Genomic DNA, 6,451 nt, shown 5'->3' with positions numbered 1-6,451 from the left:
CTGTTGAATAGCTTCCAACAGAGCTTTTCATTTATATTCCACCACCATCATCATGAATGGTGCTGTTCTCCTTGCGGATGGTCGCTGAAAGACTTAATGACCCCAAAGTTGCAATTAATGTGCTTAAAATGATGAAAATATTATAAATATTAATCTCCACTAAAAGATTAATCAGGACATAAGAAATAACTAGTGAAGCTAACGGGGAGATAAGCCAAACTTTAAGGATTCTTTGAATGACAGATTTTTGCCAAATGCCAAAGCCCTTTTGTGAAGCACCTATACCCAAAATTCCACAAGTAGTTACCTGTGTCAGCGGAATTGGGAGTCCAAATATTGATGCCACAATAACGAGGGTTCCTCCCGTAAAGGAAACAGCGCTTCCTTCTAGTAAAGACAGTCTAGTAATCTTTTTCCCATTTGTTTCAAGAACCCTGTTCCCTAGTAAAATAGCGCCAATTGAGACGAATAGCCCGCCAATCCAGATTCCTTTAGTCGTGGAAATCATTCCGGCCCCAACCAGCGGCCCAACTGCATTAGCGACATTATTCATCCCTGCTGAAAAGGCCTCTAAACAGCCCCCCACGACAAGTAAAAATGCCAGCCATTTTTTCCATTTTCCATTTTTCGTTAAACCAACCCATCTTTTCTCAGCCGCAGCAATGATTTTTCCGAGGATAAGGGTAATGAGAAAAGAGACGATTGGGACTAACACCCAAAATAAAACAATCAACAACAGGTTATTTATGTACAAACTTTTAAACGCGATCCCAGCTCCTACAATTGAGCCAACGGTAACTTCACTAGTTGATAAAGGAATCCCTATTATATTTGCAATAAATAACGTCAACGTAGCACCAGCAAGGATTAGAACGACTAATTTAATCGATAGGAGACTAGAAGGAATAATTCCCTCGCCAATTGTTTTCACAACCTCTCCTCCACCAAGCACTGCCCCAAGAAATGCTGCCACAGCCACTAACAACATTGCCATACGCTTACTCTTAATGGCATCTGCACCGTAAGCGGATCCCATCGATGCTGCCGTCCCACTTGCTCCAATATTCATCGCGAAGAAGAAAGCAATAATAAAAGCAATAGACGTCCAAACCATGTAGAATCTCCCCTTATGTCACCTATCTATTATACCGGTAAACTATTAGCTCATGTTTCCACTTCAATAATCCACACTATTCAGGTAGGAATAATTTAATATGTTGATAATTATACAATTCTATACCTCATTAATCAAATAATTATTTCAAAGGTCTTTAAATTTTCTAAAAAATTTAAAAATTGTTCATAAAACCAACTTGCCAACTTTTTAACAAAAAGGCTTTGTTAAACCTGACTGTTGATTGGTACTAAAGAAGCATCGCTTTCCGCGGGCGGTCCGTGGAGCCTCCTCGGCGCATATGCACCTGAAGGGTCTCCGCAGCCACGTACTTCCCGCAGGAGACTGCGCGGCTTCTGCTCCAATCACCTTGCATAAAATCAACAGTAACCTATTACACATCCAACAAAAAAAGAGTCCGAAGACTCTCCTTATCCGCCAATTAACTCCCTATCCGCCAGTAAACTCGCCTTATCCGTCAGTAAACTACTTATCCGCCAGTAAACTCACTTTATCCACCAGTAAACTCACCCTATCCGCCAGTAAACTAACCTTATCCGCCAGTAAACTTTCGAAGTTTATTTGTTTCTGAAACCTATTAACGGGATGCTGGCTGAGATGAGGACATTAATGTAAAGCCCTCATATCCATTGACAGCAATCTCAGTACATTTTTGGCGATAAGCACCGACTCCGCCTAAATAAATCAGAAATCCACGTGGTTTTCCAGGAATATTGGCACCAGTGTACCATGAATCCGTTTTGGTAAAGAGTGTAGATTCCGCTATTTCCCGGCAATGCTTACTCCAAGCTTCTTCCGCTTCGACCTTCACCTCAATTGTATCCACACCCTGATCGCGCATAAATTCGATACAATCAGCGATCCATTCGACATGCTGCTCAATGGAGACAGGCATATTACTTAGGACGGAAGGACTTTCTGGACCAGTAATCATGAACATGTTTGGAAACCCAGCATTTGCAATTCCAAGGTAGGTCCTTGTTTGTGCTCCCCCTGCCCATTTCTCCTTCAGTGACACCCCATCTTTCCCACGAATATCGATCTTCAACAATGGCCCTGTCATACCATCATATCCCGTCGCAAAAACGAGCGTATCCAGTTCATACTCCCCATCCGTGGTCCGGAGTCCATTTGGAGTAATTTCTACAATTGGTGCTTTTTTTACATCTACTAAAGTGACATTGTCTCGGTTATAAGTTTCGTAATAATTCGTGTCAATGATTGGACGTTTAGTCCCATAAAAATAGCTTGGCAAAAGCTTTTCGGCTACTTTAGGGTCCTTAACAATCTGACGGATTTTGGTACGGATAAATTCGGCCACCGTTTCATTGGCTGCTTCATTTATCGTTATATCGTAATAAGCCGAGAAAAGTCCTAGTCCACCTTGCTCCCATGCCTCCTCATAGACTCGCTCTCGCTCCTCTGGTGTAACTTCTAGTGCTGACATAGTAGGTGATGTAACTGGCTGGCCGCCCTGTGATTCACGCATTTGCCGTTTAATCTCGCTGAAGTTTTCTTTAGCCTGCCGAATATATTCCGGATCGTAGGGATGATTTCTCGCTGGGGCGCAATACTGTGGTGTTCTCTGGAAGACAGTAAGATGGTCTGCCTCTTGAGCAATGACAGGGATGGCCTGAACACCAGTCGACCCAGTCCCGATTATGCCAACACGCTTGCCCTTAAAATCAACCTTTTCGTGCGGCCAGTGTCCTGTGTGGTACCACTTACCCTTAAAATTATTGATTCCTTTAAAGTTTGGTACATTGGCCGCAGATAGACAGCCTACACCAGTGATGAAGTACTTTGCTGATACACTTGTCCCATCATTTAAATAGACCAGCCATCTATTTGTCTCTTCGTTATAATGTGCAGCCGTAATCCGCGTCTTAAACTGAATGTCACGACAGAGATCAAATTTGGTTGCTACGAAGTTAAGGTAACTTAGTATCTCTGGCTGCTCAGGATATCTTGAAGTCCATGTCCATTCCTTGTAGAGTTCTTCAGAAAAAGTATAGTTATAATAGATGCTTTCCGAGTCACAGCGCGCTCCGGGATAACGGTTCCAATACCATGTACCGCCAACCCCCTCACCTGCTTCGAATACACGGGTAGAAAAACCAGCCTCACGTAAGCGATGAAGCGTATACAACCCTGAAAACCCTGCCCCGATAACAACAGCGTCATAATTAGCAACATGATTCGATTGTTTCGTCGATTTCATCCTACTCCTCCTCCCGCATCAAATTTATCCGTTAAACTCTGCCAACCTTTTGGTCTATTTCACTCAGAAACTTGGCGAATTTTGAAATAGATCCTTTAATTCGTTCTGGAAATACCGCCATATTCGTAAAATAACCATGCACTAATCCTTGTTCAATAATCGATTCAGCCATGACCCCAGCTTGCTTTAAGCGCTCTGCATAGGCTAATCCTTCATCCCTCAGAACATCATTTTCTGCAGTTAGCACGTAAGCTGGCGGAAGATTACTTAAATCCTCTGCTAATAATGGCGCAATATATTTATTTTTTGTTTCTTCTTCACTGTTAATATAGTAATTGCCAAACCATTTCATTAAATCTCTATCAAGCCCATAGCCCTGTTGAAACTCTTCATATGATTTAGTGTCATATCCGAGGGCTGTTACTGGGTAAATAAGGACTTGGGCAGCAATGTCTGGACCATTCTGTTCCTTGGCGATTAACGAAACGACGGCAGACAGATTTCCACCTGCACTGTCACCGCCAACCACAAGATTGGAAGCGTTTCCATTTAATGCCGCAGCATTCTCACTAACCCATTTTAATGCTGCATAGGAGTCTTCTACAGGGATAGGGAATCTATATTCAGGTGCAAGCCTATAATCTACAGAAACGACCACTCTTCCTGTGCGATTCGCAATCATTCTACAGCTTGGATCAGCTGTCTCAAGATCACCAATTACCCAGCCTCCGCCATGGTAATAGACAAACAGTGGAAATGGTCCTTGACCTTCAGGTGTGTAAATTCTAACCTTAATTTCAGCATCATCGGCAACAGGAATCATTCTGTCCTCTACCTTCGCAAGATGTGCCAACCCAACCTCGACAGGAGGGGCTAATGCAAACATCTCTCTAACGGTCTGTGCATCTAATGTCTGGATTAATGGCATCTGACTGAACATTTCTAAATAAACTTTTGCTTGCGGATCTAAATTGGCCAAAGAACATCTTCCTTTCGTAAATGGGGATTTTTCAACTTTCATAGAAAAAGAATTTTCCTAAAAGTCTATCTTAAGATTATAATTTTTTGTATAATTTGAATATTCCTAATTTCAGACGTGCTATATCCCCAAAAAGGAGATGATAATTTGACATCTCAGTATACCTTTCAGCATCAAATTCAAAAACTAGAGGAAGCTACGTGCCACGAAGAAAGATTATATAAAATTCTTGAGGTTTACATGGAGCTTTATCCCGTCATGAATGCCTATTTATTTAGATTTTCTCCGTTAGGTTTTCTAGGTGAAGGAATTATCTTATTGACCTCTGATGGGATAATACATATTGGTGATATTCGGGATGATATCCGTTCCCTATCGATTATTTATTCAGCGATTAATGAAAAGAAAGCGAAGTATTGTTCAGGAATTGAATTTTTAAAGCAAACAAGTAGTAAATACATCAACACATCGAGTGTAAATTCGATTCTCGTGGTACCAATTTGTTTCCGGTCTGTTATTATTGGATACATTTGCACCACGGAGTTCAAGAAAGAATCAAGGATAGATGATAAACTCCTCTCCACCTTAACTCTTTATGGCAAAGAAATAGGAAAGTTCTTGGAGAAATTTGATAGTGTGGAGGATCCACAAGGCTTAAGTAAGCGCGAACTAGAGGTAATGCGAAGAATTACTTGGGGAGAAAGTACTAAGGAAATGGCAGATTCAATGAAAATCAGCGAATTAACGGTAAAACAATATGTAAAAACAGCAATTAGAAAGCTAGGCGCCCAGAATCGTTCCCATGCGATTGGCGAACTTTTCCGAAGAGGAATCATTTCGTAATTTTTTGAAAGCGCTTTATTTCCTGAGAAAATATGACCTGATTAGAACAATAAAGGCTCAGCACCCAAATGGGTGCTTTGATTTTTTATGCTTCTGGTGAAAGTGCTCCTTCCACATTATAGTTGATTGGGTCTATTTCTGTATGTTTCCCCAAGACAAATTTGGCCAGTTCTGCACCCAAATACGGCCCGCTCGTTAACCCTGATGCCCCTAAACCATTTGCAACATAGATTCCTTCAAATCCTTGCAACGCCCCGATGACTGGCAAAAATCCTGGCGTAAATGGCCGAAAACCGACTCTTGTTTCAAGGTATGTACATGCAGAAAGCCCTGGAGCCACTTCAAGTGCTTTGCTTAATATCTCATTCATTCCACCAGCCGTTACACGAGTGTCAAATCCAGCCTCATTTTCATGAGTCGAACCGACAACGACTCTGCCATTATCAAAAGTAAGGATATAATGATTTTGAGGAGGCATGACCACCGGCCAATGGCTCGTATCTGTTCCAGACAATTCAAGGTGAACGATTTGCGCTTTTTGGGGCTTAACTAAAAACTGAACACCTAATGGCTGTAAAAGCTCTCTCGACCACGCTCCTGCCGTAACAATTACCTGATCTGCCCAATACATTTTATCCTCAGTTTTAATCCCCAGCACTTGGTTTCCCTCCATTACGAGGGACGCATTCCCGTTTACAACCGTTACCCCATTCTTTTTCGCGGCACGAATTAACGAGTCACGTAATGCTCTACCATTTACACGTGCTCCGCCACTCACATGAACCGAACCATATTGCTCAGACAATGGTGGAAATAATTGCTTTGTTTCAGAGGGCGATAGAATCGTTATCTCTCCAATTTCAGGTGCATCCTCTCGACGTTTCCGTGCTCGTTCCGCCATTTGTTCAAGTTTGGTCCGTTCCATATGGAGACAAATTGCACCTACCTGTTGATAGCCTGTCTCTTTCTCGTCATCTGCTTCTAATTGAGCAATTAATTCTGGGTAGTAACGAGCTCCGCCTTTAGCTAGCTGATACCAGGCTTTGTTTCGCCGCTGCGAAAGCCAAGGGCATACAATTCCTGCTGCAGCATCCGTCGCCTGTCCGGTGTCGCTTCGATCTACTAAAGTCACTACTGCACCTAATTTCGCAAGGTGATAGGCAGTAGATGCACCCAGAATCCCTGCTCCAATTATAATTATTTTCTGCATATAACACCTATTTCTTTATTTTTGGCTCTGTTAAAACTGCCTGTTGATTTCCGCTCCAGGCGG

5 protein-coding genes are annotated in these 6,451 nt (G+C 42.2%); 1 reads left to right on the top strand and 4 read right to left on the bottom strand.

Features of this window, described 5'->3' with window-relative positions:
* Positions 1-31 precede the first annotated feature (31 nt).
* From V7137_RS28665 to V7137_RS28655, 3 genes are all read right to left on the bottom strand, one after another.
* Positions 32-1,114, bottom strand: a complete 1,083-nt coding sequence (locus tag V7137_RS28665; protein WP_335701211.1) for an inorganic phosphate transporter — start codon at positions 1,112-1,114, stop codon at positions 32-34.
* A gap of 598 nt (positions 1,115-1,712) precedes the next feature.
* Positions 1,713-3,356: a flavin-containing monooxygenase gene (locus tag V7137_RS28660; protein ID WP_335701210.1), complete on the bottom strand. Its 1,644-nt coding sequence runs from the start codon at positions 3,354-3,356 to the stop codon at positions 1,713-1,715.
* A gap of 31 nt (positions 3,357-3,387) precedes the next feature.
* On the bottom strand, positions 3,388-4,335 hold the full coding sequence (locus V7137_RS28655; protein ID WP_335701209.1) for an alpha/beta hydrolase: 948 nt from the start codon (positions 4,333-4,335) through the stop codon (positions 3,388-3,390).
* Positions 4,336-4,482: 147 nt separating this feature from the next.
* Here V7137_RS28655 and V7137_RS28650 point away from each other — a divergent pair, with 147 nt between their 5' ends.
* Positions 4,483-5,178: a response regulator transcription factor gene (locus V7137_RS28650; RefSeq protein WP_335701208.1), complete on the top strand. Its 696-nt coding sequence runs from the start codon at positions 4,483-4,485 to the stop codon at positions 5,176-5,178.
* A gap of 85 nt (positions 5,179-5,263) precedes the next feature.
* On the opposite strand, the gene V7137_RS28645 is transcribed toward V7137_RS28650, so the two are convergent.
* The gene (locus V7137_RS28645) at positions 5,264-6,388 is read right to left on the bottom strand and encodes an NAD(P)/FAD-dependent oxidoreductase (RefSeq protein WP_335701207.1); all 1,125 of its coding nucleotides are present in this window, start codon (positions 6,386-6,388) and stop codon (positions 5,264-5,266) included.
* Between the last annotated feature and the right edge of the window lie 63 nt (positions 6,389-6,451).

This window comes from Neobacillus drentensis (genome assembly GCF_036962765.1).
Classification (GTDB): Bacteria; Bacillota; Bacilli; order Bacillales; family Cytobacillaceae; genus Neobacillus; species Neobacillus drentensis_C.
The sequence above is the reverse complement of the archived record's forward strand: the minus strand, read 5'-3'. Positions and strand labels throughout refer to the sequence as shown.

Coding starts and splice junctions, on each gene's coding strand:
- V7137_RS28665 (WP_335701211.1), bottom strand. CDS start 1,114: ATGGTTTGGACGTCTATTGCTTTTATTATTGCTTTCTTCTTCGCGATG.
- V7137_RS28645 (WP_335701207.1), bottom strand. CDS start 6,388: ATGCAGAAAATAATTATAATTGGAGCAGGGATTCTGGGTGCATCTACT.
- V7137_RS28660 (WP_335701210.1), bottom strand. CDS start 3,356: ATGAAATCGACGAAACAATCGAATCATGTTGCTAATTATGACGCTGTT.